A 3,830-nucleotide genomic window follows, 5' to 3' on the forward strand; every position below is an offset into this window, starting at 1 on the left:
TCTTATATGGGAAAGTTAAAAGTTATATGACATCTAAATAATAAGTGATAAAAAAGTTTTTGTTTGTAGTTGGGCTTTAGCCCATAAAATATCTGTTGGTAGTCCATAGTAATGGTAGAGAGAGTGTGGGAAGTGTGGGAGGTATGGGGAGTGTGGGAAGAAATTACTAAAGTATATATCTTCACCATTACTGTGCAGGACTACCAAATATCTATCTTAGGGCTGAAGCCCTACTACAAGCTTTAATTATAACTATTCAACCAGACATGAGATTAAAAGTTAAAATGAGGAATCAAAAATGTCTATATCAAAAAATCAATCGTCAATCAAAATAGGCAGAATAATTCTGTGGATAAGTGTAGTTTTAACTGTAATATTTTGCCTCGCTCCTGTTTTATGGCAGTTACTAACTTCTTTCAAAACTAATGAAGCAATATCAGCAGTTCCTAATATCTACTTTCCCGCCCCAAACCAATTAACTTTTGAACACTATCTCAGTCTCGGTTGGGGTTTTCTTCCCTATATTTTTAATAGTGCTTTTGTTTCGATTATTTCGACAATTATTTGTTTAGGAATAGGAGCACCTGCTGCTTATACTTTAACACGATTAAAAATACCTGGAGAAAATATTATTATTGCCTGTGTTTTAATCGTCAGTCTGTTTCCTTATGTATTGTTATTTTTGGGACTATTAGAAATTATTAGAGCTATTGGTTTAGGTAATAATTATATATCCCTAATTATTCCTTACACAGGCATTAACTTACCTCTGACAATTCTGGTTTTAAGAAGCTTTTTCCAACAGTTACCAAAAGATATAGAAGATTCAGCTAAAATAGATGGTTACAACACAATTTCTATGTTGTGGAATATTGTTTTACCTCTCACAATTCCAGCATTAGTAACCACAGGAATTTTAACCTTTATTTTTGCTTGGAATGAGTTTATTTTTGCCCTGACTTTTATTACTCGTTCAGAAATGTATACCATTCCTGTTGCAGTTGCTCAAATAGGGGGTACTTCCCTCTTTGAAATTCCCTATGGACCTATTGCAGCAGCAACCGTCACAGGTACATTTCCTTTAGTAATTTTAGTATTAATAGCTCAACGGCGAATTGTTCAAGGTATTACCGCAGGTGCTGTTAAAGGTTGACTTAGACGTAGGGTGTTGTTAGCGATAGCGTAACGCACCCACCTTAAAGCAAGAAAAAAAATCGTCCTGTTAAAGGTTGACATAAAGTCAGATATTAGCAACAAAAAAAACGGTACGTTAGCGGAAAAAGTGGAGCGTAACGCACCCTACCAGACTTTCCTATTGACGTTTATTACAGAAAAGAAAATAAGGCTAGCTTGTTTCAATCCCTAATAGGAATTTTAGTTAGTTTAAATTTGTTAAAAAAGGAGGCATTACAAATTGCTAAATTTCAATCCCTCATAGGGATTTTAGTTAGTTTAAACCAAAGGAAAGCTGCCAGGAAAGACTGAAATCCTTACAGGTTTCAATCCCTAATAGGGATTTTAGTTAGTTTAAACGCTGCTAGAAATGTCAATTGTGACAGCAAAAAGAGTTTCAATCCCTAATAGGGATTTTAGTTAGTTTAAACTGAAAAAGGAGCTGCACTGTCTTAATATTCCTATTTTGTTTCAATCCCTAATAGGGATTTTAGTTAGTTTAAACCTCCCTAGTTTTCGCTATCCACAATGATGATTTTCGTTTCAATCCCTAATAGGGATTTTAGTTAGTTTAAACGCTTTGGCTTTGGTTTATTAGTAAATTTATTTTCAAAGTTTCAATCCCTAATAGGGATTTTAGTTAGTTTAAACCAGCATTGATGGCGAGAATCATAACTCGCCATCTTTTTTATTGTTTCAATCCCTAATAGGGATTTTAGTTAGTTTAAACCCTGCTTTTATAGAGTTCGTTAGCTTTATCAAAGTTTCAATCCCTAATAGGGATTTTAGTTAGTTTAAACCGGTAACGCTGCGCTGCAACCCTTTGACTGACACGAGCTTAGTTTCAATCCCTAATAGGGATTTTAGTTAGTTTAAACCAGGGCTAGAAACTCGCGCTCAACTAAATCAATACTCCTTGTTTCAATCCCTAATAGGGATTTTAGTTAGTTTAAACTCTTAAATCTAGGAGAGGTCAGTTGTTCAGCCATGTTTCAATCCCTAATAGGGATTTTAGTTAGTTTAAACAGACCACTTGCTAGAACATCATTTGTTGCTAGGTTTCAATCCCTAATAGGGATTTTAGTTAGTTTAAACAGCAGGGTTGTAGAACCCAGAGCATATTTAATTGTCAAGGTACATTTGCGATGACCATAGATAAAGTAACATGAAGATTCAAAAAATTGCAATAGCTTACCCAAACAAAATCTTCTAAACCCTTACCAGTCAAGCAATACAAAAATTGCGACGATCGCCTCTAACCTCCTACGAAGCTCAAACTATTGCCAATACTGAATCTCAGCCATTTTTTTTCACCTCTTATCTTGTACAGCTACCCATCCGCGCAAATAGCCTAATTTTATTGGCCTAAAAATTAAAAAATGCCCTACTTTTCTCAAGGCCAGGGAAATATAGCTGAAGTCCGAAGTCATATAGAATCCAATTATATAATATTAAGTAGCTAGGCACGAATAAACTTCACTATGTAACAAAATATTAATGCGGTCGAAACCCTTGAGATTGCTTCCTTCCACTCCGTTCCAGTCGCAATGACATAGTAATATTTAATTACGCGTGGCTACTTATGTTTATGATTACTATCTATGAGAATATTCAATCTCCCCACCTCCTCATTACCCCATCACCCCACCTCCCCCAACTAGCGATACATTAGACCATCTAAGAGCCACTAGATATTTGCCAAGCTTTCCAGAATGTGTAAATAGCTAAAATTACCAACAAACTCCGAAAAGCAAAACTCACAACTGAACTAGATAACTTCGGCAGAAAACGAGTGCTAATTTGAGCCCCGATCAAACCCCCAAAACCGAGAAACAAACCTGCCACAAACACAACATTACCATTCAAATAATGACCGAAAGCAGCGGATATAGAAGTGACAACAATGACACCTAGACTTGTTTGAATAGCAACTTTGATAGGTTCGCCGAGTAAAAGAATTTGCAGAGGTACCATAATTACCCCACCGCCAACTCCAAACAAACCAGCTAATAACCCTCCAGTTCCCCCGGTAATAATTCTAGCAATAGTAGGATTTGCACCTTGCCGTTTTTCACCATTGTTTTCAGCATCCTTTTGTTTAGCTATAACACCCTTGCGTAACTCGAACAGATAAATATTAACCAACATTAGTAAACCAAAACCCAATAATAACAGAGTCGAGGAGAGTTGTTCCGCCAAATAAACCCCAACTTGGGCGACAAATAATGCTGGCAATGCCAACAAAAGAACTCTTTGAGGTTTAATGTAACCCATACGCCAATTTTGTAGGGTAGCGGAAGTCGCTGTAATTGTAATAGCTAAAGCGCTAGTTGCTACTGCTTGTATAGGTTGATATCCCAAAGCTACTAACAACGTTACCATAACCATACCACCGCCAATTCCTAAAAATCCAGCTAGAATACCGGAACAAAGACCACCTAGACCTAAAATAAACAGGTTTGTTGGAATCATTATTAAGAGTTGTTTTTAACTAAAGTTAGACACATAAACTTGAATTCAATATAACTGAAAGGATACCCCAAAACGAATGGTATTACTAAATAGACCTCTCCGGAAAAGAGGGAACAGGGAACAGGGAACGGGGAACAGGGAACAGGGAACAGGGAACAGGGAACAGGGAACAGGGAACAGGGAAC

Annotated in this window: 2 protein-coding genes and 1 CRISPR repeat array; of the genes, one reads left to right on the forward strand and one right to left on the reverse strand. The window is 36.6% G+C overall.

Annotated features, from left to right (window positions below):
* The first annotated feature begins 298 nt into the window (after nt 1-298).
* On the forward strand, nt 299-1,153 hold the full coding sequence (locus ACP6PM_RS08475) for a carbohydrate ABC transporter permease (RefSeq protein ID WP_426583628.1): 855 nt from the start codon (nt 299-301) through the stop codon (nt 1,151-1,153).
* A gap of 199 nt (nt 1,154-1,352) precedes the next feature.
* Nucleotides 1,353-2,268: direct repeats of the CRISPR family, unit length 37 nt; unit sequence GTTTCAATCCCTAATAGGGATTTTAGTTAGTTTAAAC.
* A gap of 582 nt (nt 2,269-2,850) precedes the next feature.
* On the opposite strand, the gene ACP6PM_RS08480 is transcribed toward ACP6PM_RS08475, so the two are convergent.
* On the reverse strand, nt 2,851-3,645 hold the full coding sequence (locus ACP6PM_RS08480) for a sulfite exporter TauE/SafE family protein (protein ID WP_426583630.1): 795 nt from the start codon (nt 3,643-3,645) through the stop codon (nt 2,851-2,853).
* Nucleotides 3,646-3,830 lie beyond the last annotated feature (185 nt).

Origin of the sequence: Dapis brunnea BLCC-M229 (assembly GCF_050015995.1) — a bacterium.
Taxonomy (GTDB): Bacteria; Cyanobacteriota; Cyanobacteriia; order Cyanobacteriales; family Microcoleaceae; genus Trichodesmium.

Excerpts from the sequence above, each read along its gene's own strand:
- ACP6PM_RS08475 (WP_426583628.1), top strand. The coding sequence starts at position 299 with ATGTCTATATCAAAAAATCAATCGTCAATCAAAATAGGCAGAATAATT.
- ACP6PM_RS08480 (WP_426583630.1), bottom strand. The coding sequence starts at position 3,645 with ATGATTCCAACAAACCTGTTTATTTTAGGTCTAGGTGGTCTTTGTTCC.